The organism is Aeromonas sp. ZOR0001, from assembly GCF_000801015.1.
Classification (GTDB): domain Bacteria; phylum Pseudomonadota; class Gammaproteobacteria; order Enterobacterales; family Aeromonadaceae; genus Aeromonas; species Aeromonas veronii.
In genome coordinates, this window is the sequence record NZ_JRJY01000110.1 from 23570 (window position 1) to 48846 (window position 25277).

Sequence of the window (25277 nt, forward strand, 5' to 3'; positions counted from 1 at the left end):
CTTATCTGACTTACCGCTATTAACGAGATGGTGCCATTATGTTAACCTCTTTCTTGGCTATCCCCCGTGTTTATAAACGGGGGATTAGCGTCTGTGCTGATCTGCTATTGCTAACTGTGGCATTCTGGGGTGGTTATTGGGTGCGGCTGGATGCCAATATTCCATTGCAGAGTGCACTGCACTGGCAAATGCTAGCGTTGTTACTACCGATCACCATCGTAATTTTTATGCGGTTAGGGCTGTATCGCGCAGTATTACGCTATGTCGGTTTCAAGGTGTTGTGGACGGTGTCACTCGGTGTTCTCCTCTCCACCATGTCTTTGGTCATGCTGGCGTTTTTTATGGAAGTTCCACTTCCCAGAACGGTTTCGGTTATCTATTTTGCATTTTCAGTGTTGCTGATCGGTGGTGTGCGACTGTTTTTCCGGGCGTTGGTACAGCGTAGTGCTCGGCAACGTGTTGCGGTGCTGATTTACGGTGCTGGCTCTTCTGGGCGCCAGTTACAACTGGCGTTGAATCAAGGGCAGGAGTATCTGCCGGTGGCGTTTGTTGACGATGATCCCGCTTTGGTTAAAACCGTGATCCAGGGGGTGAACGTTTACAGTACGGACGCTATCGAAGCATTGATCGAGCGCTTTGATATTAAAAAGATCTTGTTGGCCATGCCGAGTGCTTCGCGTAGTGTCAGGCAAGCGGTAATCAATAGGCTGGAACAGTGTCCATGTGAGGTCCTCTCTATCCCTGGTATGGCTGATCTGGTCGAGGGAAGTGCTCATATCGATGAGCTAAAAGAGGTCAGTATTGAGGATTTATTGGGACGTGATGCAGTGGCCCCAATTCCTGAGCTGATTAACGCTAATATATGTGGCAAGCGTGTGATGGTGACTGGAGCGGGTGGTTCTATCGGTTCTGAATTGTGTCGTCAGATCATCCGTTGTAAGCCCACGCAACTGGTGTTGTTTGAGCTGTCTGAATATGGCTTGTATGCCATTGATAAAGAGCTACAAGAAATTAGTTACCACGAAGGTTTGCAGGTTGAGATAGTGCCATTACTAGGGTCGGTTCAGCGGCAACATCGCGTGCAAGCTGTTATGAGTACCTTCCAAATCCAGACGGTTTACCATGCTGCTGCTTACAAGCATGTCCCCTTGGTTGAATACAACGTGGTGGAGGGGGTGCGCAATAATGTGTTTGGCACACTTTATTGTGCGCAGGCAGCTATCAGGGCCAAGGTTGAAACCTTTGTGCTGATTTCGACTGATAAGGCGGTGCGTCCCACTAATACCATGGGTACAACCAAGCGATTGGCCGAACTGGTGCTGCAGTCGTTGGCTGCTGCGCAGCAGCAAACTCGTTTTTGCATGGTGCGTTTTGGTAATGTCCTGGGTTCTTCTGGGTCTGTTGTGCCACTGTTTCGTAAGCAGATCCGTGATGGTGGCCCTCTGACTTTGACCCACCCCGACATCATTCGTTATTTCATGACCATTCCCGAGGCATCGCAATTGGTGATCCAGGCGGGAGCCATGGGGCAGGGGGGGGATGTGTTTGTGTTGGACATGGGGGAGCCAGTGAAGATCATTGATTTGGCGCACCGGATGATCCGTTTGAGTGGTCTGAAGCTCAAGAGCGACAAGTCCCCAACCGGTGATATCGAGATTAAGATCACTGGCTTGCGCCCAGGTGAGAAGCTGTTTGAAGAGCTACTAATTGGTGAGCAGGTTGAGGGCACTGCCCATCCCCGGATCATGAAAGCCTCAGAGTCGATGTTGCCATGGCCACAACTGCGGGCGTTTTTGGCCGAGCTCGATAGCGCGTGTTTCCGCTTTGATCATGAGCAGATCCGTAGCCTGCTGTTAAGTATGCCGACCGGTTTTAATCCTACCGACGGGATCTGCGATCTGGTCTGGCAGGCAAAAAATACTTTGCCGTATGAACCGAACTTGAGTGTGGTCGAGGACATTGATTTTCTTAATTCAGAGAGTCATCAGCCGATGCATTAAACGGCTTGCCTTACGGCACGCACCATTTTGCGTGAATGACGGGGTTGATAAATGGACAGAGGGACAACATGTTGAGGATCAATAGCTTGTTTGGGCCGAAGCAATCCTCTGTCCTCATCAGGGGCAATGTTTTGTCAGGATGTAGTCTTCAAGCATGTCTTGTCAGTCAGCCTTATATCGCAGAAATGCTAGATTGAATATGTTGAAAATCCTCGTGACCGGTGGTGCCGGCTTTATCGGCTCTGCTGTGGTGCGCCATATCATCTGTGATACCCAAGATTCCGTTATTAATCTCGATAAACTCACCTATGCTGGCAATCTGGAATCCCTGGCCGATGTATCGTCAAGCGATCGTTATGCGTTTGAGCAGGTGGATATCTGCAATCGTGCCGAGCTGGATCGGGTTTTTGCCCAGCACCAGCCGGATGCGGTGATGCACCTGGCTGCCGAAAGCCATGTTGACCGCTCCATCACAGGGCCGGCTGACTTTATCGAGACCAATATCGTTGGCACCTATATGTTGCTGGAAGCGGCTCGCGCCTACTGGAACGGTCTGGACGAGGTACGCAAGGCGGCCTTCCGCTTCCACCATATCTCCACTGACGAGGTATATGGGGATCTGCCCCATCCGGATGAAGTGGCTGCCAATGAGCCATTGCCGCTCTTTACCGAAACTACTCCTTACGCCCCCAGCAGCCCCTATTCTGCCTCCAAGGCTTCCAGCGACCATCTGGTGCGCGCCTGGCGCCGTACTTACGGCCTGCCCACCATCGTCACCAACTGCTCCAACAACTACGGCCCTTACCACTTCCCCGAGAAGCTGATCCCGCTGGTCATTCTTAACGCGCTGGATGGCAAACCGCTGCCGGTCTATGGCAAGGGCGACCAGATCCGTGACTGGCTCTATGTGGAAGACCACGCGCGCGCGCTCTACAAGGTCGTGACCACGGGCTTGGTGGGGGAGACCTACAACATCGGCGGTCATAACGAGAAGCAGAATCTGGATGTGGTCCACACCATCTGCGATCTGCTGGACGAGATGGTGCCGAAGGCGGGCTCTTATCGTGAGCAAATCACCTATGTGGCGGATCGCCCTGGCCACGATCGCCGTTATGCCATCGATGCGACCAAGATGAGCAGTGAGCTTGCTTGGCAACCGCAAGAGACCTTTGAATCCGGTATTCGCAAAACCGTGCAGTGGTATCTGGATAACCAGCAGTGGGTCAGCAACGTCAAGAGCGGTGCCTACCAGTCCTGGATTGAGCAGCACTATTCTGCGATTGAAAAGAACGATGGGGTGCGTGCCTGATGCATATTCTGCTGTTTGGCAAAAACGGTCAGGTAGGCTGGGAGCTGCAGCGCGCACTGGCGCCGCTCGGGCGCATCACTGCCGTTGATTTTGACTCCACCGACTATTGCGGCGATTTCAGCAACCCGGCAGGGGTGGCCGACACGGTACGTCTGGTCAAGCCGGATGTGATTGTCAACGCCGCAGCCCACACCGCAGTCGACAAGGCCGAAAGCGAGCGGGAGTTTGCCGAGCTGCTCAACGTGACTAGCGTGGCGGCGATTGCCAAAGAAGCGGAAGCATTGGGTGCCTGGCTGGTGCATTACTCCACCGACTATGTGTTCGATGGCAGCGGTGAGCGCCCCTGGGTGGAAACCGATGCCACCGCCCCGCTTAACGTCTATGGCGAAACCAAGCTGGCGGGTGAGCAAGGGGTCGCGATTTGTTCCCGTCACCTGATCTTCCGCACCAGCTGGGTCTATGCCGCCCGCGGCGCCAACTTTGCCAAGACCATGCTGCGCTTTGGCAAAGAGCATAGCGAGATGTCAGTCATCAATGACCAGTTCGGCGCTCCGACCGGCGCCGAGCTGCTGGCCGATTGCACCGCCCATGCGATCCGCGTGGCGCAGCGCAAACCCGAGGTCGCCGGGCTGTACCATCTGATTGCCTCCGGTACCACCACCTGGTTTGACTACGCCCAGCTGGTGTTTGCCAAAGCCAGAGAGGCCGGGGTTGAACTTGCGGTCACGCAACTCAATGCAGTGCCGACTAGCGCCTTCCCGACCCCGGCCAAACGCCCCCATAACTCCCGCCTGGATACCGGCAAATTCCAGCGCACCTTCGAGCTGGTGCTGCCGGAGTGGACGGTCGGTGTGGAGCGGATGTTAACCGAGATCTTGGGCAAATAAATCACTGGCCTGGGATGTAGTGACTGCCTCCCTGGCTGGCAGGGATAAAACAGGAAGGTGTGGCCGCAAGCCACCCTTTTCTTTTGCAATTTAAAAATAAGAAACAAGCATCATGACCAAACGTAAAGGCATTATTCTGGCCGGTGGCTCGGGCACCCGTCTCTATCCGGTCACCATGGCGGTGAGCAAGCAGCTGCTGCCCATCTATGACAAGCCGATGATCTACTACCCGCTCAGCACCCTGATGCTGGCGGGGATTCGCGATATTTTGATCATCAGCACGCCGCAAGATACTCCCCGCTTTGAGCAATTGCTGGGTGATGGCAGCCAGTGGGGTCTGAACTTGCAATACAAGGTACAGCCAAGTCCGGACGGGTTGGCCCAGGCATTTATTCTGGGTGAAGAGTTTATCGGGTCAGGCCCCTGTGCATTGGTGCTGGGGGACAACATCTTCTACGGCCACGACCTGCAGAAACAGTTGGAAGCCGCAGCGGCCAAAGAGAGCGGAGCAACCGTCTTTGCTTACCACGTGCACGACCCTGAGCGATATGGGGTGGTGGAATTTGATAAGCAGGGCACTGCTATTTCACTGGAAGAGAAGCCACTGGAGCCCAAGAGCAACTATGCGGTGACCGGTCTCTATTTCTACGACAACAGCGTGGTGGAGATCGCCAAGAGCCTGAAGCCGTCCCACCGTGGTGAGCTGGAAATAACAGATCTCAGCAATCACTACCTTGCAACAGGGCAATTGACGGTCGCCATAATGGGGCGCGGCTATGCTTGGCTCGATACCGGAACCCATGAAGCCCTGATTGAAGCGAGTAACTTTATTCAGACTATCGAAAAGCGTCAGGGATTAAAGGTTGCGTGTCCAGAAGAGATCGCCTTACGCAAGGGATTTATCGATACCGATCAGTTGCGTTCACTTGCTATCCCGCTGGCAAAAAATGGATATGGTCAATATCTGCTTCGGTTGCTTGCCACGCGTCCTGATGTGTAAGTCGGGTTGGCTTTTCGAGCTGAAGGGGATGTTCGATCTAGGAAGTCAAACAGTAAGCAAGCGGTCATCTGGTTTTTTTTCGCATGGGTTTATCAATGCAATATCGTGCAACATCGCTGGCGGGGGTTATGATCCTTACGCCCACAACTTTTTCTGATCATCGTGGCCAATTTCGTGAGTGTTTTCGTCAAGATGAGTTTGAGCAACACTGTGGCCATTATCCGCTGGTGCAAGACAATCTGAGCCGTTCGGTCGGGGGTACGTTACGCGGTTTGCATTACCAACGCAATCGACCACAGGGTAAACTGATACAGGTTATCAGTGGGATTATTTTTGATGTGGCAGTTGATATCCGGCCAGCGTCGCCCACGTACGGACAATGGTTGGGTTGTCAATTAAATGCTGAACGTGGCGAGCTTATCTGGATCCCCCCCGGTTTTGCGCACGGTTTTTATGTGCTAAGTGACAGCGCTGATGTTTTTTACAGATGCAGTGATTATTATCATCCAGATGATGAGGCTGTTATTCGATGGGATAGCCCTAACTTGGCGATAAAATGGCCGTTGTCTGAGCAAAAGCCGTTATTATTGTCTGATAAAGATCGTCTTGCCCCCTACTTTGCTGGTTACTCTTAGCATGATTCGTCAAAATAGTACTGCGTTGCAGTTGTGAGATCTTTTACACCTTGATAATCAAGAGAGAACAAATGGACAAAAAAACACCTGTCATACCTAATCAGTGGGTGCAAGAGTCTGGGTTAGACGAGATCGATTTACGTGAGTTGATGCTGGTGTTGTGGCGCCAAAAGCTGCTTATTATGCTGGTTACCCTGATGTTTTCTTTAGGCGGTATCGCTTATGCGCTGTTGGCTCCACAGCAGTGGTCAGCTTCGGCAGTGGTTGCAGAGCCAAAGCCGGAAGAGATGACACCGATGCTGAAAGTATCAAAGCTGGCAACGGTATTGGGTCTTGGCGGTTTTCCCAGCGGAAAAGATCTTTACCAGGAATTTATTCTGGAGTTCAACAGTTACGAGAATCGCCGTGATTATCTCAAAGCCAGCCCTTTATTCACCGAGGTGGTAAAAAACGATGGCCTGGATGGCAAGGCGCAGGTGCGTTGGTTGCGCGACTGGAGTAAATCGGTGACGGCTCAGCCTGTAGACAAGAAGGGGGAGGTGCCGGGTGTTGAGCTCAAGTTTGCTGCCCCCACCTCCGAGAAGTCGCTGGCAATGTTGGAGGGGTATATTGACTACATTATCAAACTGCAACAAAAGCAGTTGATACAGCGACTCGCTGAACAGCGTGATCTGCAGTTGGATGGCATGAACACGGAGTATCGGATCATGCAGGAGGACACAAAACGTACCCTGCAACAGGAAATAGTAGAATTGGCGATGGCTAACAAAGTGGCCAAAGCGGCCGGTGTCAGCGCGCCACTGGAAAACTATAACGCGCAAGATCGTTTCCTCATTTCGCTGGGTTCAAAAGGTTTGGAAGAAAAGCTGTCATTGCTGAAATCCATCGACCTTGAGGTTTATCAACCCACATTGCAATCTCTGCAGGTGAAGATGGCACGCTTAAAAAGCATCTCTTTGGACGGTATCGCATTTCGCCCTTTCTCCTATCTGGACGCGCCAGATGAACCTCTTAGCCGCGACAAGCCAAAACGTCCGCTGATCGTGGTGTTGGCCACCCTGCTAGGTGGCATGCTGGGGGTGGGTATTGTGTTGGTCAAGCATGCATTTCGTCGACCCGACGAGGCATAATGGGTTTGCTAACGAACGAGAGGGGGGCGATTAGCCCCCTTTTTTATTCTCTTTCTCTGGATATCGGGTGGGCCTAAGGAGCCGGGCGGGAATGTTAACAAGACTCATGATGGTGCTATGCGTACTTTATTGGCTGTGCGGCATGCACTTTTTTATGCACAACCCGGGTGGTGCCGGGCTCTATCTGCCCTTTAATACCTGGGGATGGATCTTCGCCTCTCTGGCTATTGGGTTGGGATTGTGGCAAGTGACCCTGCGCCAGAGACTGGTTTTCTCTCCCTTGCAAGCGGGTTTATGGATGGGGGCGCTCTTGCTGTTGCTGCCCATGTTTTATCCCGGCTTTGAGCTCAAGGATTATGCCATCCCTCGATTGTTGGGGCTTTTCGCGGGCCTGCTGTTTTTGTTTGGACTCTATCAATGGCGCTTTGATAAGGCGCAGCGTGATCACTTGCTATATCTCATCCTGATTGCGATCGCGATGGAGGCATTGCTGGGTCTGGTGCAGTTCTATCTGCTGACGCCGGGTAACTGGATTGGCTATGACACCAAAGCCAATCGCCCTTACGGGATCTTTCAGCAACCCAATGTGATGGCGAGCTTTATGGCGACTGGACTTGCCCTTGCCATCTGGCTGGAATTACGCCGAGAGGGTGGTCGATTGCTGATGGCGTTGCGCTATGGCGTCATTCTATCTGCAGCACTGTTACTGGTTGTTTTGCAATCCCGGGTGGGGCAATTAGGTGGACTGCTGGCGCTGTTTCTATTAATGCCGCAACTTTATCGCCAACGTTTGCTATGGCGGATATTGGCTCTGGTTATTGTTGCACTAGCCCTTGGCTTGTTATCCCAATATGGGATGGCGGGGGTAAAACGCGGGGTGGGAATTTATCATTCTGGTGGGGTTCGTTCGAGTATATGGTCTTTTACCTACGGTCTAGTAACACAGCATTGGATGGTTGGTATCGGTTATGGAGGTTTTGAGTCTACTTTTTTACATCGTTATGTTGAGGCTAGAAGCCTTAGTCCAGATATAGGAATGGAAATCTATAACCTTGACCACCCCCACAACGAGTTTCTCTATTGGGCTGTTGAGGGCGGTATTGCACCCATGGTCGGCATGGTGATCATGGGTGGCGCATTATTATGGCGTCTGGCGAGTGTGCGTTGGGTAAATGCCATGGGGCTGCTTGCTCTGGTTACACCGATATTGCTTCATACCCAGACGGAATACCCACTCTACCATGCGATCGTGTTATGGTGGCTGTTGCTGACGCTGATTTATATCATCGATACCGAAATTGAAGAGACCAACCTGGCGAGTCAGGGTTTCTCATCATGGTGGGATATGGAGTGCCGCTCATGGTTGTTACTGCGATTTATGGCGATCGCTATCCCGTTGCTGGTTGTTCCCTTTATGCTTACGGCCATTCACACCGCATGGGTAGTCACCAAATATGAACGGGGTGGGTATAAAGAGCCGACTTTGCTACTTGATATCGTCAATCCCATGGCCTGGTTGACCCGAGTCGAGTTTGATGTGAACTCAGTTCGTCTGATGGTGGGTTTGCAGACAAATAACAAGACCGAACTGGAAGCTTATCTGGAGTGGGGGCAGTCATTCGTACGCCATACACCCCGTGCCAACATATACGCCAATATGGTGATCGCGCTTAATGCATTGGGTCGTACAGAGGAAGCCAATGCGATGCGAGCGGAAGCACTCAAGCTCTATCCAACCGAGCCCCTTTTAACTGGATCCGCTTCACAGGCAGTGATTACCGGTGTTGATCAATCAGGCAAGAATATAACCAAAAATAAATAGTGCTATTTGGCCACATAGAAAGCCAGCCCTTAAAAACGGCTGGCTTTTTTATTGTTTACCTTCTGGACGGCCAGTATCCGAACAGTCTGTTTTCGGACGCATACGTCTGTCAAATGGGCTATGAAAAGCATATTTGAAATGTCATTCTCTGCTCTCAACCGATTGATTAATATGTGATTTCATTGGTGGTGCCGAATGGGTTGATAGTCAGTTGGGATATCCCCTCATCATCGGGGGACGGGACAGGATCTAGACATGTTCATTGCTAAACAGATAGACGTAGTCTTGTCACATGATGTTGAACGTATGGTAGAAATGTGCGCTCAGGCTTATAAGTCAGGTTACAGAGCTCATTTGTTGGATGCTGAACTGGAAATTAATGAGTCTTGAAATAGCGATGTTCTTGAACACAAGATGGTAATCATCCCTCTCCCCAGAAGAGCTGCATTCCAGCCGGTTTGTTATTGATAGTGGCAAGCATTCGATCTTGATGGTGAAATTTAAGAAAAAAAGAACGTTAATATAGAAAAACTGTATGTTGTTGGGAATTGTCCATGCTATTCTGAAACGGTATCCCTGTAACCGACTTTTTTGTGAGGAAATAATGAACGAGTTTCTGAAAGTTCTGCTGAACATTCGCAGTCTGCGTGCGGCTATTCGTGAGCTGCCGTTTGAGCAACTGCTGGAAGCTAAAGAGAAGTTTGACCTGGTTTACCAAGAGCGCGCCGATTCTGTTGAACAGGAGCGTGCTGAACAGGAAGAGCGTCAGCGCAAGCTGAATGAATTCACCGAAATGCTGCAGCAGGCTGGTATTGATCCTCGCGAGCTGTTGGCGACTGCCGCTGCTCCAGCTATTGCGACTGGCGCTGCCAAGAGCAAGCGTGCTCCGCGTCCGGCTAAATACAAGTACGAAGAAGATGGCCAGGAAAAAACCTGGACCGGTCAAGGCCGTATGCCGAAAGCCATTGCTGCTCAAGTAGCACTGGGTAAAGACCTGAACGATTTCCTGATCTAATTCGTCAGGTTCCGAGATTGAATAATGCCGCCCAAGGGCGGCATTATTTTTTGCCGTCTTACTCGTGGTTATCCAATCCGCCTTTCGCCACACTGCTATCTACATCCTCGCTTGTATCCTTTTTTACCGTCGTTTCACTTCACTGTTACTTTGCTCAATATCAATCGTTGTTTGCGATTAATTTTGTCGTGCAGGATTAACAGCGTGATATCGCTATTTGTATGCGTCGTGCAGATATCCGCTTCGGATATGTCTCTCATGATTCGCGGGGAGCCGCTCGGCAAGAGCCGCGAGCTCTCTGCTGATGGAATATCCGGTAACCGTTATCTCCGATCAGGGGGCGTGAGGCGGAGAGAGCCGCAAGGTATGGCCGGGGTAGTCAGGGTCGCTGATGCATGTAATTGGCTGCGCTGCCATGACTGCCCCTGATGATGGGCAATGGCGTTTGTCTGCCGTGTGGGCGAGGGAATTCGGTGCGGTCGATGGCGATGGTATTCCCCACTCTACAGGCAGAGTGGGGAATATTGGGGGAGGCGTTATCGGGGCGCCACGCTATCGCTGCCACCCAGGGCGCGATAGATTTTGGCAGTGGTGGTGAGCTGATCTTTTTGCTGTGCCAGCAGGCTCTGCTGGGCATCCCATAGCCGGTTCTGCTCATCAAGCCAGGCTTGCACGCCGGTCGCACCCGCCTGGAAGCGAGCCTTGGCCAGCCGTTCGGCCTCCTGGGCATAACGCAGCTGCTCCTGCAGATAATCGAGTCGCTGCTGGCCATAGTGGCGGGCGGCCAGATTGTCTTCCACCTCCACCAGTGCGGTGTAGAGCTGTTTGCGAAACTCGGTTTCAGCAATCTGGTAATCCAACTCTGAGCTTTCGATGGCGATCTGGGTGCGGTTGTATTCAAGGAAAGGGAGGGCGAGGCTGGCCCCTAGCGTACCGACCGGATTTTGCAGCACCTGCGCCAATCTATCGGATGCGGTGCTGGCACTGCCGGTCAGGGTCAGGCTGGGGTAGAAGCTGGTGCGGATCTCGTCACCTTTTGCCAGCGTCTTGCGCAGCCGCAATTCGGCCGCTTTGACGTCAGGGCGGCGTGCCAGCACATCGGCCGGAATACCCACCGCAAGTTCAGGAATGGTCTGCTTTGCAAAGGACGCGGGTGCATACTCCAGCGGTCCGCTGCTACGGCCTAGCAGCAGACGCAGGGCATTGCGAGCTTGCTCCTGCTGCGCCTTGAGGGAGGCCAGCTCAGCCTGCTTGCCTGCCAGTTGCTGGCGTGCCTGCGCCAGATCGAGTCGGGTGATGGCGCCTGCCTGGTATTTGGTTTGGGTCAGCTGCTCGGTACGGGTCCGGTTGGCCAGCTGCTGTTCTCCGAGTGCGATGGCAGAGCCGAGATAGCCGAGCTGCCAATACTGCTCCAGGGTATTGCCGATCAGCAGTAGTCGGGTGCTGGCGAGATCCTGCTCGCTTGCCGCCGCTTCCCAGCTTGCCTGATCTCGCACCGAGGCAAGCTTGCCCCACAAATCCACTTCGTAACTGAGGCTCAGCGAGGGGCCCAGACTGTTTGTGTCTTTTCCGGTTTTCAGATCCTTGTTGCCACTGGCTGCGATAGTGCCATTGACCGAGGGGGTGAGGTTGGTATCGGCCTGCTCGGCGCCCAGTCTGGCGCTTTTGAGCTTGAGGGCCGCCACATGCATGTCCGGGTTGGCGGCCAGTACCGCCTCGACCAATTTGTCGAGCTGGGGATCATGAAATTCCCGCCACCAGAGGCCAGCCTGCATAGCCAGTTGGACGCCCTCTGCCTGTTGCCATGCAGGGGCGATCGCCAGCTCGGGTCTTTGATAGGTGCTGTGCTGACTACAGCCGCTGAGGGCCATGCAGAGAGCCAGCCAGGAGAGTTTGTGCATTGTTATTCCCTCGCCAGTGCGACAACAGGGTCGAGCCGTGCCGCATTGCGTGCCGGCAGGTAACCAAACAGGATCCCGATGAGTGACGAGCAGCCAAAGGCCATCAGGATGGAGAAGAGCGAGAACTGCATCTTGATGGAGTCCACCAGCAGTGAAAAGAGCGCGCCAATGCCGAGCGAGAGGCCGACGCCGAAGATCCCCCCCAGCAGGCTCACCATCACAGCTTCAATCAGAAATTGCTGCAGAATATCCGACTGGCGGGCGCCCACGGCCATGCGAATGCCGATCTCGCGGGTGCGCTCGACCACCGACACCAGCATGATGTTCATCACGCCCACCCCGCCGACGATCAGCGAGATCACCGCGATGGCCGAGACCATCAGGGTCATGGTGGCGGTGGTTTTCTCCACCGATTTGATGATGCTGTCGCTGCTAAAGGTGAAGAAATCCTTCACCCCGTGGCGCTTGGTGATCAGCTCGATCACCGCCTGCTCGGCCAGCGCCGGTTGTACCCCGTCTTTGACCCGGATGGTGATCTGGCTGAAGTGGTGCTGCGAGATGAGGCGACTCATCACTGCGCTGTAGGGCAGCCAGATATTGACCGACTGGCTGGTGGGGCCGAAGCCGGTCTCCTGCGAAACCACACCGACAATCCGCACCGGCAAGGTGCCGACCAGTACCACCTTGCCGACCGGTTCCTCCTTGCCAAGCAGACTGGTGATGCTCTTCTTGTCCACCACGGCAACGGCGGCACGCTGCTGGATATCTTGCCACTCCAGTAAGCGACCACTGACCAGCGTCATTCCCTTCACCTTGAAATAGTCGTTACCGACCCCGGTCACATTGCCGCTGTTGGTCTTGTTGCGATAGCGCAACTGGCCGGAGCTGCCGATCTCGGGGCTGGCGCCCGCAAGATAGGGTTGTCCCAGCAGAGCATCGAGATCCCCCTTGTTGAGGGTCTGGATGCTGGCCATCTTCTCATCGCCCCATCCCTTGCCCGGGAAGATTTCGATGGTGTTGGTGCCCATCGCATTGATCTGGTCGATCACCTTGGCGCGCGCCCCTTGCCCCAGCGCCACCACGCTCACTACGGCAGCGATGCCGATGATGATGCCGAGCATGGTGAGGAAGGTGCGCATCCGGTGGGCGAGCATGGCATGTATCGCCATCCGTCCCGCTTCCCGATAACGATCCCAGTCGTGACCCATGGCGCCTTTAGTGGGCGCTATTTTTTGAGGGGCTACAGCGGTGGCTGGAGCCAACACGGTCGTTTGGCAGGGGCCGCTATCTTGTTCAATCCGACCATCCTTGAGAGTGATGATCCGGTCGGCATGGCTGGCCACGTTCATATCGTGGGTGACCAGAATGATGGTGTGGCCCTGAGCGTGCAGCTCCTTGAGGATCGCCATCACCTCCTTGCCGCTCTGGCTATCCAGTGCGCCGGTCGGTTCATCGGCGAGGATCACTTCGCCGCCATTGGCCAGCGCTCGGGCGATACTGACCCGCTGCTGCTGACCGCCGGAGAGCTGGCCCGGGGTATGGTGACTGCGATCGGCCAGCCCCAGTCTGCCCAGCAGCTGACGCGCGCGCGCCTGGCGATCCGGGCGGCTGGTACCGGCATAGACAGCTGAGATCTCCACGTTGGCGGCGGCATCGAGATGGGGCAGCAGGTGGTAGCGCTGAAAGATAAAGCCGAAGTGGTGGCAGCGCAGCCGGGCCAGCGCCAACGCATCCATGGTGGCGGTGTCCTGACCGCGAAACAGATACTGGCCGCTGCTCGGGCTATCGAGACAACCCAGCAGGTTCATCAGGGTCGACTTACCGGAGCCGGACGCGCCGACAATGGCGATCATCTCTCCTGCCGTGATAGTGAGATCAAGAGGGTGGAGCACGGTGACTTCGCTGTCGCCGCTCTGGTAGCGTCGCTCGACCCCTTTCAGCTGGATCAACGGCAGCTGGTTCAGGGGCTCACTCATAGCATCACCGCCATCTCATCATTGTCGGCGGGGGCTCCGTGATTGAGCTGCACCTCCTCCTTCTCACTCAGCCCGCTGATCACCTCAATGCGGATCTCGTCCTTCATACCGGTCTTGATATGACGGGTTTCGGTTGTCTCATCGTCCTTGATCACGGTGACTTCATACTCGTTGTCACCCAGCGACTTGCCGAGGGCGGTTTGCGGCACAGTGAGCACCTGCTTGCGCTCGCCGAGCACTATGGTCACCTGGGTGGTCATTGCCACTCGCAGGGTATGATCGGGATTGGGCACATCGAACAGGGCGTAGTAGTAAACGGCCGCATTGTTGGTGGTGGTACCTGTGGTGGCCTGATCGTTGATGTTGGTAGGCGCTAACTCCACGGCGCGAAGCGTACCCTGATAGCGGGTATCCGGATCGCCGATCAAGGTGAAATAGACCGGCATGCCGGCTTTGACCTTGGTGACATCGGCTTCGGAGATCTGCGCCTTGACTGTCATGGTCTCGAGGTTGGCCAGCTTGAGCACGGTCGGCACCGTCTGGCTGGCTGCCAGGGTCTGGCCCTGACGGGTCACAATGCTGATGACGGTGCCATCCATCGGCGCCAGGATCTTGGTGTAGCCCAGCTCGGTCTTGGCCCGATCAACCTTGATCAGGGCGTTGTCGATATTGGCCTGGCTATTTTGCAGTTCGGCGCGGGTGACCGCCAGCAGGGCCTCGGCACTCTCCAGATCGGCCCGTGAGCTTGCCTCCTGCTTGAACATCTGCTGCTGGCGCCGCCAGGCGAGCTCGTTCTGTTTGAGTTGTGCCTGCTTGATCTTGAGCTGGGCGCGGTTGCTGGCAAGCTCCGCCTCGGCCGTCTTGAGGTTGTTCTGGGCAATCAGGGGATCGATCTCGGCCAGCAGGTCTCCCTGCTTGACCTGATCTCCGGCCTCGACGGCCAGCTTGGTAACCTGACCGGAGACTTGGGCCCCCACATCCACCTGCTCTACGGCCTGCAGCACACCACTGGCCAGCACGGTCTGGGCAATATCCTCGCGGGTCACCTGAGCGGTCAGCATCGCCTTGGGGGGTTGACTGGGCCAGAGCAGCCAGCCGAGGAGCACCACGGCGATCAACATGGTGATGGCCAGGGTTCTCTGCTTGGGGGTTATGTTCATCGATCACCTGAATGGAAACGGAAAAGGTTGTGCGCGGCGATTATCCTGCAGCAAAGCCCTGATAAATAACAGCCGCAAATATGTAAGCAAAGTTATGGCGTTAACTGTCAATAAGCCGAGAAAGGAGTAAGCGAGAGGCCGCAGTGGTGAGCAACATGATCAGCAAGAGGGGGGGAGTGTGGCTGGCGGTGGCGATGAAAAAGCCCTGCGCAGAGGCAGGGCTTTGGAATAGGTGATGGCGAGGGAGGATCAGGCCTTGGCCAGCAGATCCATCACCCAGGGCAGACCCTGCTTCTTGCGGCTGACAAAGCCCGGGTGGTAGCTGGACTCTGCCAGTACTTTGGCGTGCTCGGTAAAGTAGATGCGGCTGGCAGCCGCAGTCAGGTCAGTCACCATCAGCACGAAGAAGTCGAGCCCTTCGCTTTCAACACGGTGCGCCATCTCTTGCTGCAGAGTTTCGATCTGGTCGGCAAGCTGTTGTTCGCTGCCCACTTCAATCTGGCTCATGATGAAGTTCAGACCTTCGGCCTGGAATGCCTTCTCATCCTGCTGCAGCAGTTGAGCTGGGGTCAGGCCGCTCAGGTCGGTTTTCGCCATCAGCAGCTGTTGGCCGAATTCGGCCAGCGATACTTCGGCCAGCGGTGCCAGACGCTCGCAAGCGATCTTGTCCTGCTCGGTGGTGGTCGGAGAGGTGAGACAGAGGGTGTCGCTCATGATGGCGCCCAGCATCAGGCGAGCCTGGCTGCGGGTCACAGTGCCTTGCTGGCTCAGCAGATCAAAAGCGATGGTGCAGGTGCAGCCGACGGCCCGGATCCAGGCATCCAGCGGAGACTGGGTGACCAGAGTGCCGAGACGGTGGTGATCCACCAGACCCAGTACATTGGCCTGTGCCAGTGTGGCAGGGCCCTGTTCCAGATCACTGAAATCCACCAGCCAGACATCTTCACCGGTCAGATCTTTGGTCAGCAACTCGGGTTCGCTGACGCCAGCCTGCTCCAGAATAAAACGGGTTTCGGTGCGCAGGTCACCCAGACGCCATGGGGTGGCCTGACGGCCCTGGCCATTGAGCCAGTCGGTGATAACCAGCGCACTGCAGATACTGTCGCTATCAGGATTCTTGTGACCAAAAACGTGGATCATAGACAAAGCCTCACAATTGGATACCCATAAAGGGGGGCAACACTATGCGAAATCCGCCACATGAAGGCAACCGGATCCACGCCCATGTTGCTGCCAGCTTCGCCTAACTCGCCATTTTATTGATCTGGGTAGGTAATCCTGACGCGAGTTCAGTTATCACAGTTGGCTATTGGCTATTGCTGACTGTGAAGGCCATGGCACTCGTCCGTACCTGCTAAGTCAGCATGTTCGGTCTGCCCTGTCAGTCGCTATCGCTGCAAATCGGCTTTATCACCTGATTCAACGACGCAGCAGCTCGCGGGCGTTGGCCAAGGTGTTGTCAGTGATCTGGTCACCACCGAGCAGGCGTGCCAACTCATTGAGACGGGCAGCCTCATCAAGGGCACTCATTTGGGTTTCGGTGGTTTTGCCATCGGTATGCTTGCTCACCACCATATGCTGGTGGCCGTTGCCTGCCACCTGAGGCAAGTGAGTGACCACCATCACCTGAGTGGACTCGCCGAGCTGGCGCAGCAGGCGACCCACCACGGCGGCAGTCGGGCCGCTGATCCCCACATCCACTTCGTCGAAAATCAGGGTCGGGGTGGAGACCTTACGAGCACTGATCACCACGATGGCAAGGCTGATACGCGACAGCTCGCCACCCGATGCAACCTTGCCAAGCGGCTGGATGGGCTGACCCGGGTTGGTGGTGACCATAAATTCGACCCGATCGATACCCAGTGGTGACAGGCTGCTCTGGGCGTCGGGGCGCACCTCGATGGCAAAGCGGCCATCGGGCATCGCCAGTTCGTGCATGCTGCTGGTTACCTTGGCGCCCAGCTCCTGGGCGTAACGCTGACGGCTCTGACTCAGGGCTTCGGCGGCCTGGACAAACGCCTGACGGGCCTCGGCCAGTTCATCTTCCATCCCCTCTAACCGCTCTTCGTCAGAGTTGAGGCGAGCGAGATCAGAGGCCAGCTCCTGATGGTACTGAGCCAGATCTGCCGGTTTGACATGGTGCTTGCGGGCCAGATTGATTGCCTTGGAGAGGCGGGCCTCCAGCTCGTTAAAACGCTCGGGATCCAGCTCCAGCCGATCGAGGTAGCTGCGCAGTTCGCTGTGGCTCTCCTGCACCCCGATCAGCGCTTCGTTCAGCATCTCCAGTACCGGAGTGAGGCGGCTGTCAATGCTGACCAGCCCCTCGGCCCGATCGACGGCCGATTGCAGCAGCCCTGCGATAGTGGTCTCTTCGTTGTCATAGAGCAGATCGAGGCAAGCCCCGCACTCTTGCATCAGTTCTGTGCCGTTGGCCAGACGCTGGTGCTCCTCCTCTATCTCTTCGAACTCCCCCGGCTGCAGGGCAAATTCGTCCAGCTCCTGCACCTGATACTCGATAAGCTGGCGGCGGGCCTCCCGCTGCTGCTGCTCGGCCTTGAGCCGGTTCAGCTCGTTTTGCAGTTGGCGCCACTGCTGATAGTGCTGGCGCACCTCGTCGAGCAGCAGATGGTGACCGGCATAACCGTCGAGCAGAGCGAGCTGGTAGTCGGGTTTGAGCAGCATTTGGTGGGCATGCTGACCGTGTACGTTGACCAGCAGTTGGCCCAGATTCTTGAGCTGGGTAAGAGGGACAGGCACGCCGTTGATATAGCTGCGTGAGCGCCCCTCGGCGGAGATGACTCGCCGGACGATACACTCACCTTCGTTTTCCAGCTCGTTGGTGGCGAGCCAAGCGCGGGCGGCCGGGTTGTTGTCCAGCAGGAAGCGGGCGCTGACCTCGCTTTTGGCGCTATCGGGTCGCACCATGCCGGCTTCGGCCCGCTCTCCGAGACAGAGACCGAGAGCATCGATGGCGATGGATTTACCGGCACCGGTCTCACCTGTGATACAGGTCATGCCCGGTTGCAGATCGAGTTCGAGAAACTTGACGATAGCGAAGTTGTTGACGGTCAGCTGGGTCAGCATGGTCTCATCCTGTATAGGTCAACATTACTGTGTATGCATCCAGTATATACTGGTCTTATATACAGTAAAGAGGGCACCGTCATTTTTAACAAAGGAAAGCCGCGCCAGTGCGGTATGGCTATGAAAATGCGGTACTGGTATGAGAGTGCAAGGGACGTTGCTACGACAGAAATGAGAAAGGCGCCAATTCAGGCGCCCTCTCTGGCAATGCCGTTGTCGGTCAGCGCCGATTAAAACAGCTTGCTGCCCCAGCCGAGCTTGTTGCGCAGCACGTGGAAGTAGCTGTAGTCGAGCGGGTGAACCAGATGAAGCTGGTGGTGGCTCTTCTTGATGAGGATCTCGTCCCCCGGGTGGACCGCCAGCGTCACCTGACCGTCACAGCTGACCTGCATGGCATCGTCCTGATTATCCGGCGAGACCAGCAGCCGTACTTCGCTGTCGGCATCGAGTACGATGGGGCGACTGCTGAGGGTATGCGGGAACATCGGCACCAGCGTGATGGCGTTGAGCTTGGGGGTGAGGATGGCGCCGCCAGCCGACAGGGAGTAGGCGGTCGAGCCGGTCGGGGTGGCCACTATGATGCCGTCCGAACGCTGGCTATACATAAAGCTGCCATCGATATAGACCTCGAACTCGATCATGTGGGCGATCTTGCCCGGATGCAGCACTGCTTCATTCACCGCCAGATTGCTCGACTTGCGCTCGCCGTGGCGATAGACCGAAGCCTCCAGCAGGAAGCGGTGTTCGCTCTTGTAGTGACCGGAAAGCACCTGCTCCAGTGGAAGCAGGTAATCCTGCGGCGAGAGGTCGGTCAGAAAGCCGAGGTTGCCCCGGTTCACCCCGATCACCGCCACATCGAAGCGCGACAGCACTCGCGCCGCCCCCAGCATGTTGCCGTCACCGCCGACCACGATGGCGAGATCGGCCTGCTGGCCCAGTTGCACCAGATCCATCACGTTTTCATCGAGGATGCTCAGGGTCTGGGCGACCCGGCTCTCCACCAGTACCCGAAAGCCGCGGGCGGTCAGGTATTGATGCAGGCCGGTCAGCGTCTGGTTGGCCCCCTCATGGTGGGGTTTGCCAATCAGGGCGATGGTTTTGAACGGAGAATCCATAGTCAGTCAGATCTGGGATGGGTATTGCGGGCCAGTATACAGTGCTTTGCTCCGCTTGTGACGCTCTCCCGTGTGACGGGGCTGGCTATCCCCTTGAGGCTACTGGTTAAACAGTGAGCGGTAACCCGGATAAACCGACGGTTGCGGCTATTCAGCAACCCAGATTGCCCTTTACCCCTTGAAAGCCGGGGATGCATCCCCATAATAGCGCCAACATAGTCGGTCTGTTGTCGTCCGGTCGCTCAACCAGACGTCAGGGCCCTCATAAGTAACCCCGGAATTGGAGATGTCATGAACCACGAAGAGCAAAAGGTTGAAGCGATGGAGCAAGTGGAAGCCCAGCCAGTCGAGCCGACCGATGTAGACAGTGAAGTGACAGCCGAGCAGGCCCGCATTGCCGAACTGGAAGCGCAGCTGGAAACCGCCATCCAAAAAGCGGCGGAAGAGCGTGAACGCGCCCTGCGTACCGCCGCCGAGATGGAGAACCTGCGCCGTCGTACCGAGCTGGATGTGGAGAAGGCGCACAAGTTTGCTCTGGAGAAGTTCGCCAACGAACTGCTGCCGGTGCTGGACAACCTTGAGCGAGCCATCGAACTGGCCGACAAGGAGAACGAAGCCCTCAAGCCTATGATCGAAGGTGTCGAGCTGACCCTGAAATCCATGCAGAGCGGCGTGGCCAAGTTTGGTCTGGTGGCGCTCGACCCGATCAACCAGCCGTTTGACCCCAACGCCCATCAGGCGATGAGCATGGTACCGAGTGCCGATGTGGCGCCGAACACAGTGATTGCCGTGATGCAGAAGGGCTATGACCTCAACGGTCGGGTGATCCGTCCGGCCATGGTGATGATCGCCAAAGCGGTCGACTGATAGGCTGTGGGTGCCCGAGCCCGCCCTGTGGCGGGCTTTTTGTTTCGCAGTGCAGCCCCTGCTCATCTTGCCCGGTTTTACGGCTCAACGTGACCGCGCAACCATGACAAAAGGTGTGGTTTTTTAGGGTTGGGGCTTGAAGCTGCGTCTGGCGACCCCATATAGGTAGCAAGGCCGCGGCGGCACAAAAAATTTGATGCCGGGAGCTTGAAAGCCAGATTGGCAGCCCCCACCTAGCCGTTAACGCATTAAGGCGAGTTCCTCGCCAGTTTATTCAAAGTATTTGGAGATTCGTCAAATGGGTAAAATCATCGGTATTGACCTGGGTACTACCAACTCCTGCGTCGCTATTCTGGATGGCGACACTGCTCGCGTGATCGAGAACGCAGAAGGCGATCGTACTACTCCGTCCATCATTGCCTATGCCGATGATGGCGAGATCCTGGTTGGTCAGCCGGCCAAGCGTCAGGCCATCACCAACCCGAAAAACACCCTGTTCGCCATCAAGCGTCTGATCGGTCGTCGTTTTGAAGATGAAGAAGTGCAGCGTGACCTGAAAATCATGCCGTACGCCATCGCCAAAGCTGACAACGGCGACGCCTGGGTTGAAGTGAAGGGCAAGAAAATGGCACCGCCGCAGATCTCTGCCGAAGTGCTGAAAAAGATGAAAAAGACTGCCGAAGACTACCTGGGTGAGCCGGTAACCGAAGCTGTTATCACTGTTCCGGCCTACTTCAACGACGCCCAGCGTCAGGCTACCAAGGATGCCGGTCGCATCGCCGGTCTGGATGTAAAACGCATCATCAACGAGCCGACTGCTGCTGCTTTCGCTTACGGCGTGAACAAGGTCAAGGGCGAGCGCAAGGTTGCCGTATATGACCTGGGTGGCGGTACTTTCGATATCTCCATTATCGAGATCGACGAAGTGGAAGGCGAAACCACCTTCGAAGTACTGGCGACCAACGGTAACACCCACCTGGGTGGTGAAGACTTCGACAACCGCGTCATCAACTACCTGGTTGACGAGTTCAAGCGTGAGCAAGGTATCGACCTGCGCAACGACCAGCTGGCTCTGCAGCGTCTGAAAGATGCCGCCGAGAAAGCCAAGATCGAGCTCTCTTCTGCCCAGCAGACCGACGTCAACCTGCCGTACATCACTGCAGATGCCACCGGTCCGAAGCACATGAACATCAAGGTTACCCGCGCCAAGCTGGAATCTCTGGTGGAAGACATGGTGAAAGACTCTCTGGAGCCGGTTCGTGTCGCCCTGAAAGACTCCGGTCTGGCAGTTGGCGAGATCGACGACGTGATCCTGGTTGGTGGTCAGACCCGTATGCCGCTGGTTCAGAAGACCGTTGCCGAGTTCTTTGGCAAAGAGCCGCGTAAAGACGTCAACCCGGACGAAGCCGTGGCCATGGGTGCTGCCATCCAGGGTGCCGTACTGTCCGGTGACAAGACCGACGTACTGCTGCTGGACGTTACCCCGCTCTCCCTGGGTATCGAAACCATGGGTAGCGTGATGACTGCGCTGATCGAGAAGAACACCACCATTCCGACCAAGAAGTCCCAGGTGTTCTCCACTGCCGAAGACAACCAGTCTGCCGTGACCATTCACGTGCTGCAGGGTGAGCGCAAGCGCGCCAGCGACAACAAGTCTCTGGGCCAGTTCAACCTGGAAGGCATCCGTCCGGCACCGCGCGGTCTGCCGCAGATCGAAGTGACCTTCGACATCGATGCCAACGGTATCCTGCACGTCTCTGCGAAAGACAAAGAGACCAACAAAGAGCAGAAGATCACCATCCAGGCCTCCTCTGGTCTGTCTGATGACGAGATCGAGCGCATGGTACGCGAAGCCGAAGCCAACGCGGCCGAGGACAAGAAGTTTGAAGAGCTGGTACAGGCTCGCAACCAGGCTGATGGTCTGGTCCACTCCGTACGCAAGCAGATCACCGAAGCCGGTGAAGCCCTGCCTGCCGACGACAAGACCAAGATTGAAGCTGCTCTGAGCGAGCTGGAAGCGGCCATCAAGGGTGACGACAAGGCTGCTATCGAAGCCAAACAGCAGGCTCTGCTGGAAGCGTCCCAGAAGCTGATGGAAATTGCCCAGCAGCAGGCTCAGGCCCAGGGTGCAGCCGGTGCTGATGCCGGTCAGTCTTCCTCTTCTGCCAAGGCTGACGACGACGTAGTCGACGCCGAGTTCGAAGAAGTGAAAGACGACAAGAAGTAAGCCCTACCCAGATGGGCGAAGTCCGCTTCGCCCATCGGCTTGGTCAATGAATTCACGGGCGTTGGGTAACCAACGCCCGTCTGCGTAACCACAGGATGAGTATGTCGAAGCGCGATTTCTACGAAGTACTGGGTGTGGCGAAAGATGCCGACGATCGCGAGATCAAGAAGGCGTACAAGCGCCTGGCCATGAAGTATCACCCGGATCGTAACCAGGGTGATGCCGCATCCGAAGAGAAGTTCAAAGAGGTCAAGGAAGCCTACGAGGTCCTGACCGATGCCAACCTGCGTGCCCGTTACGACCAGTACGGCCATGCCGGTGTCGACCCGAGCCAGGGTGGCGGTGGCCACGGTGGCTTTGGCGGCGGTGCCGACTTCGCCGACATGTTTGGTGACGTATTCGGTGACATCTTCGGCGGTGGCCGTGGTGGTGCCCGTCGTGGCCCGGCCCGTGGCTCCGACCTGCGTTACACCATGGAGCTGACGCTGGAAGAGGCGGTACGCGGGGTCTCCAAGGAGATCAAGGTGCCGACTCTGGTTCACTGCGAAGTCTGTAACGGCTCCGGTGCCCACACCGGCAGCAGTGCCCAGACCTGCCCGACCTGCCACGGCTCCGGCCAGGTGCAGATGCGTCAGGGCTTCTTTGCGGTGCAGCAGGCGTGTCCGCACTGTCACGGTCGCGGCAAGATCATCAAGGATCCGTGCCGCAAGTGTCACGGTGAAGGTCGCTACCAGCGCACCAAGACCCTGTCGGTGAAAATTCCGGCGGGCGTCGATACCGGCGATCGCATCCGTCTCTCCGGCGAAGGGGAGGCAGGGGAGGCAGGGGCTCCGGCAGGGGATCTCTACGTACAGGTGCACGTCAAAGAGCACGAGATCTTCGTGCGTGACGGCAACAACCTCTACTGCGAAGTGCCCATCAGCTTCACCGCAGCTGCGCTGGGTGGCGAGATTGAAGTGCCGACCCTGGATGGCCGCGTCAAGCTCAAGGTCACTCCGGAGACCCAGACTGGCAAGATGTTCCGCATGCGCGGCAAGGGCGTCAAGTCCGTGCGCTCCGGTCAGGTAGGGGATCTGATGTGCAAGGTGGTGATCGAGACTCCGGTCAACCTCACCGAGCAGCAGAAAGAGCTGTTGCGCCAGCTGGACGAGTCGTTCAGCGGTGCCGCTGCCAAGACCCACAAGCCGAAATCGGAAGGCTTCTTCGAAGGGGTGAAACGCTTCTTCGACGATCTGACCAGCTGATTTCAGCGACCCGAATAAACAGAGCCGGCCTTGTGCCGGCTCTTTTTTTGCCCGCCGTTTAGCCAGGATCCGCCCTATTGAGTGGATCCTGATGAGGGATCCTCCTCACAACTCCCGCCAATTCCTGCTGTACAAATGTTATCCCGCTCACACTGTTGCTGAAACGGTTTAGTTGCTGTATTGAGTTGGCTAAAGCGGTTTAGCTATGCTCTGGCTGTCGATAACAACAGCGCCCGTTCGGGCTACAGATGACAGGTGAGGAAGATGATGATGTTCAAGAGCAAGTTGGCGCTGGCGGTAGCGCTGGGATTGGGGATGAGCAACCCGCTGTGGGCGGCGGATGGCGGTATCGAGGCCCGTCTGGCGGCGCTGGAGGCGCGAGTACAGGCGGCAGAGAGTCGTGCCAGTCAGGCGGAAGTGAAGGCGAGCGCCGCCAGCGAGCAGGCGCAGGTGGCCGACAACCGCAGCCAGAAGGTGGATGAGAAGACCGCTGGTGCCCAGGGCTTCGAGTTTCACGGCTACGCCCGCTCGGGCCTGTTGGTAAACAGCAATGGCAACGGCGGGCGCGGCGGCCCCTACATCACGCCAGCCGGTTCGGTGGGCGGGGCCGTCGGTCGCCTTGGCAACGAGGATGATACCTACATGGAGGCCAACCTGCTGAAAACCCAGACCTTCGAGGATGGCAGCTGGGCCCGCTACAGGCTGATGCTGGCTGACGGGGTGGAGACCAGCAACGACTGGACCGCCAGCGATTCGAGCCTCAATACCCGTCAGGTGTTTGCCGAGATCGGCAATCTGGCGAGCTTCGACGGCCCCTTCAAGAATGCGGTGCTGTGGGCGGGCAAGCGCTTTGATCGGGACAACTTTGACATCCACTGGCTCGATTCCGACGTGGTGTTCCTGGCCGGTACCGGCGGCGGTGTCTACGACGTGCAGCTGGCCGACAGCTGGAAGGCCAACTTCTCCCTCTATGGCCGCGATTACGGCGACATCAGCGCCAGTGGCCTCTCCGATATCGAGAGCTACATTCTCACCATGAACAACCGTGTCGGCAACTGGCAGTGGATGGTGAACGGCCTCTCGGCCAAGGACAATGACGCCCGCATCAATGACAAGGGGGCGGGCAGTGAGGCGGCGGACAAGGGGGCACACACCCTGCTGGCCTACCACGGCGAGAGCTTCTTTGGCCTCAACCCCGGTTTTGCGAAGGCGGCGGTGCTGTATGGTCATGGGCTGGGGGCCGAGGTCAAGGGGCTGGGCTCTGACAGCGAGCTGTTGCCTGACGCCGATGCGGTGCGGGTCGCCGTGTTTGGCGCTACCGATCTTAATCCGCGCTGGCGTTTTGCCCCGGCCCTGCTTGCCGAGCAGAGTCAGGATCGCTACGTGAAAGGGGATGAGTACCGCTGGCTCACCGTCAATACCCGGGTGGCGCAGGTGCTGAGTCAGAACGTCGAGCTGGTTTACGAGGCGGCCTGGCAGTACATGGATCTCGATCCCAAGGGTTACAAGGGACGCCAGGCGGTGAACGGCAACTTCACCAAGCTCACCTTCGCCCCCACCTTCAAGGCGCAGACCGCCGGCTTCTTCGAGCGGCCCGAACTGCGGGTGTTCGCCAGCTGGATGGACTGGTCCTCCGAGCTCGACAACTACGCCAGCGACGATGCCATGGGCCAGAGCAACTTCACCGCCGGTGGCGAGTGGAACTTTGGTGTGCAGATGGAAACCTGGTTCTAGTTCGTTATCCCGATCACAAAAATGGCAACCGGTGCCGAGATCTATTGGTTGGCTAAAACGGTTTAGCCGATAATGCCAGCCAATAGAACAGAGTTCGGGTTTGACCGTGGATCCGATGCAGCAGTGGAGTAGCAAGGTGACGAATCGTGTGTGGGTAATGGGGGATGCACA

19 protein-coding genes are annotated in these 25277 nt (G+C 56.5%); 13 read left to right on the top strand and 6 right to left on the bottom strand.

Annotation, left to right across the window (positions count from 1 at the left end; all coding sequences use genetic code 11):
* The first annotated feature begins 38 nt into the window (after positions 1–38).
* The 9 genes from L972_RS14560 (at position 39) to L972_RS14590 (ending at position 9798) form a co-directional block, all read left to right on the top strand.
* Positions 39–2000: a polysaccharide biosynthesis protein gene (locus L972_RS14560; protein WP_047439123.1), complete on the top strand. Its 1962-nt coding sequence runs from the start codon at positions 39–41 to the stop codon at positions 1998–2000.
* A gap of 202 nt (positions 2001–2202) precedes the next feature.
* Positions 2203–3309, top strand: coding sequence for a dTDP-glucose 4,6-dehydratase (gene rfbB / locus L972_RS14565; protein WP_047439253.1), 1107 nt, complete (start codon positions 2203–2205; stop codon positions 3307–3309).
* Entirely contained in the window at positions 3309–4196 is an 888-nt protein-coding gene (gene rfbD / locus L972_RS14570; protein ID WP_047439125.1) for a dTDP-4-dehydrorhamnose reductase, read from the top strand. Before rfbB ends, rfbD begins: the two co-directional genes overlap by 1 nt.
* Before the next feature lie 112 nt (positions 4197–4308).
* Complete coding sequence (gene rfbA, locus L972_RS14575) at positions 4309–5196, top strand: glucose-1-phosphate thymidylyltransferase RfbA (protein WP_047439128.1); 888 nt, start codon at positions 4309–4311, stop codon at positions 5194–5196.
* Between the two features lie 95 nt (positions 5197–5291).
* Positions 5292–5831, top strand: a complete 540-nt coding sequence (gene rfbC / locus L972_RS21000) for a dTDP-4-dehydrorhamnose 3,5-epimerase (protein WP_081990737.1) — start codon at positions 5292–5294, stop codon at positions 5829–5831.
* A gap of 71 nt (positions 5832–5902) precedes the next feature.
* Positions 5903–6961: an LPS O-antigen chain length determinant protein WzzB gene (locus L972_RS14580; protein ID WP_047439130.1), complete on the top strand. Its 1059-nt coding sequence runs from the start codon at positions 5903–5905 to the stop codon at positions 6959–6961.
* Positions 6962–7052: 91 nt separating this feature from the next.
* Complete coding sequence (locus tag L972_RS14585; protein ID WP_047439131.1) at positions 7053–8783, top strand: PglL family O-oligosaccharyltransferase; 1731 nt, start codon at positions 7053–7055, stop codon at positions 8781–8783.
* Positions 8784–9038: 255 nt separating this feature from the next.
* On the top strand, positions 9039–9173 hold the full coding sequence (locus L972_RS22145; RefSeq protein WP_269428985.1) for a hypothetical protein: 135 nt from the start codon (positions 9039–9041) through the stop codon (positions 9171–9173).
* Between the two features lie 214 nt (positions 9174–9387).
* On the top strand, positions 9388–9798 hold the full coding sequence (locus L972_RS14590; RefSeq protein WP_047439133.1) for an H-NS family histone-like protein: 411 nt from the start codon (positions 9388–9390) through the stop codon (positions 9796–9798).
* A gap of 536 nt (positions 9799–10334) precedes the next feature.
* Here L972_RS14590 and L972_RS14595 read toward each other — a convergent pair.
* The 6 genes from L972_RS14595 to nadK form a co-directional block, all read right to left on the bottom strand.
* Positions 10335–11699 carry an efflux transporter outer membrane subunit gene (locus L972_RS14595; RefSeq protein WP_047439135.1) on the bottom strand — a complete coding sequence of 455 codons (1365 nt, stop codon included), beginning with the start codon at positions 11697–11699 and terminating at the stop codon, positions 10335–10337.
* A 2-nt stretch (positions 11700–11701) separates the two neighbouring features.
* Complete coding sequence (locus L972_RS14600) at positions 11702–13675, bottom strand: MacB family efflux pump subunit (protein ID WP_047439136.1); 1974 nt, start codon at positions 13673–13675, stop codon at positions 11702–11704.
* The gene (gene macA / locus L972_RS14605) at positions 13672–14835 is read right to left on the bottom strand and encodes a macrolide transporter subunit MacA (RefSeq protein ID WP_047439138.1); all 1164 of its coding nucleotides are present in this window, start codon (positions 14833–14835) and stop codon (positions 13672–13674) included. Before macA ends, L972_RS14600 begins: the two co-directional genes overlap by 4 nt.
* A 249-nt stretch (positions 14836–15084) precedes the next feature.
* A complete protein-coding gene (locus L972_RS14610; RefSeq protein ID WP_047439140.1) occupies positions 15085–15975 on the bottom strand; it encodes a manganese-dependent inorganic pyrophosphatase in 891 nt (296 codons plus the stop codon).
* A gap of 279 nt (positions 15976–16254) precedes the next feature.
* On the bottom strand, positions 16255–17919 hold the full coding sequence (gene recN, locus L972_RS14615; RefSeq protein WP_047439142.1) for a DNA repair protein RecN: 1665 nt from the start codon (positions 17917–17919) through the stop codon (positions 16255–16257).
* Positions 17920–18149: 230 nt separating this feature from the next.
* Complete coding sequence (gene nadK / locus L972_RS14620) at positions 18150–19034, bottom strand: NAD(+) kinase (RefSeq protein WP_005338038.1); 885 nt, start codon at positions 19032–19034, stop codon at positions 18150–18152.
* Positions 19035–19325: 291 nt separating this feature from the next.
* Here nadK and grpE point away from each other — a divergent pair, with 291 nt between their 5' ends.
* From grpE to L972_RS14640, 4 genes are all read left to right on the top strand, one after another.
* Positions 19326–19901: a nucleotide exchange factor GrpE gene (gene grpE, locus L972_RS14625; RefSeq protein ID WP_005338036.1), complete on the top strand. Its 576-nt coding sequence runs from the start codon at positions 19326–19328 to the stop codon at positions 19899–19901.
* A gap of 298 nt (positions 19902–20199) precedes the next feature.
* Positions 20200–22128, top strand: coding sequence for a molecular chaperone DnaK (dnaK, locus tag L972_RS14630; RefSeq protein WP_005338034.1), 1929 nt, complete (start codon positions 20200–20202; stop codon positions 22126–22128).
* A 101-nt stretch (positions 22129–22229) separates the two neighbouring features.
* Positions 22230–23372 (top strand): molecular chaperone DnaJ, encoded by a 1143-nt coding sequence (gene dnaJ / locus L972_RS14635; RefSeq protein WP_005338032.1) that lies wholly within the window; start codon positions 22230–22232, stop codon positions 23370–23372.
* 264 nt (positions 23373–23636) lie between these two features.
* Positions 23637–25106, top strand: a complete 1470-nt coding sequence (locus L972_RS14640) for a carbohydrate porin (RefSeq protein WP_136501527.1) — start codon at positions 23637–23639, stop codon at positions 25104–25106.
* Positions 25107–25277 lie beyond the last annotated feature (171 nt).

Coding starts and splice junctions, on each gene's coding strand:
- rfbA (WP_047439128.1), top strand. CDS start 4,309: ATGACCAAACGTAAAGGCATTATTCTGGCCGGTGGCTCGGGCACCCGT.
- dnaJ (WP_005338032.1), top strand. CDS start 22,230: ATGTCGAAGCGCGATTTCTACGAAGTACTGGGTGTGGCGAAAGATGCC.
- L972_RS14560 (WP_047439123.1), top strand. CDS start 39: ATGTTAACCTCTTTCTTGGCTATCCCCCGTGTTTATAAACGGGGGATT.
- rfbC (WP_081990737.1), top strand. CDS start 5,292: ATGCAATATCGTGCAACATCGCTGGCGGGGGTTATGATCCTTACGCCC.
- rfbD (WP_047439125.1), top strand. CDS start 3,309: ATGCATATTCTGCTGTTTGGCAAAAACGGTCAGGTAGGCTGGGAGCTG.
- L972_RS14590 (WP_047439133.1), top strand. CDS start 9,388: ATGAACGAGTTTCTGAAAGTTCTGCTGAACATTCGCAGTCTGCGTGCG.
- grpE (WP_005338036.1), top strand. CDS start 19,326: ATGAACCACGAAGAGCAAAAGGTTGAAGCGATGGAGCAAGTGGAAGCC.
- L972_RS14585 (WP_047439131.1), top strand. CDS start 7,053: ATGTTAACAAGACTCATGATGGTGCTATGCGTACTTTATTGGCTGTGC.
- macA (WP_047439138.1), bottom strand. CDS start 14,835: ATGAACATAACCCCCAAGCAGAGAACCCTGGCCATCACCATGTTGATC.
- L972_RS22145 (WP_269428985.1), top strand. CDS start 9,039: ATGTTCATTGCTAAACAGATAGACGTAGTCTTGTCACATGATGTTGAA.
- dnaK (WP_005338034.1), top strand. CDS start 20,200: ATGGGTAAAATCATCGGTATTGACCTGGGTACTACCAACTCCTGCGTC.
- L972_RS14610 (WP_047439140.1), bottom strand. CDS start 15,975: ATGATCCACGTTTTTGGTCACAAGAATCCTGATAGCGACAGTATCTGC.
- nadK (WP_005338038.1), bottom strand. CDS start 19,034: ATGGATTCTCCGTTCAAAACCATCGCCCTGATTGGCAAACCCCACCAT.
- L972_RS14600 (WP_047439136.1), bottom strand. CDS start 13,675: ATGAGTGAGCCCCTGAACCAGCTGCCGTTGATCCAGCTGAAAGGGGTC.
- L972_RS14640 (WP_136501527.1), top strand. CDS start 23,637: ATGATGATGTTCAAGAGCAAGTTGGCGCTGGCGGTAGCGCTGGGATTG.
- L972_RS14580 (WP_047439130.1), top strand. CDS start 5,903: ATGGACAAAAAAACACCTGTCATACCTAATCAGTGGGTGCAAGAGTCT.
- L972_RS14595 (WP_047439135.1), bottom strand. CDS start 11,699: ATGCACAAACTCTCCTGGCTGGCTCTCTGCATGGCCCTCAGCGGCTGT.
- recN (WP_047439142.1), bottom strand. CDS start 17,919: ATGCTGACCCAGCTGACCGTCAACAACTTCGCTATCGTCAAGTTTCTC.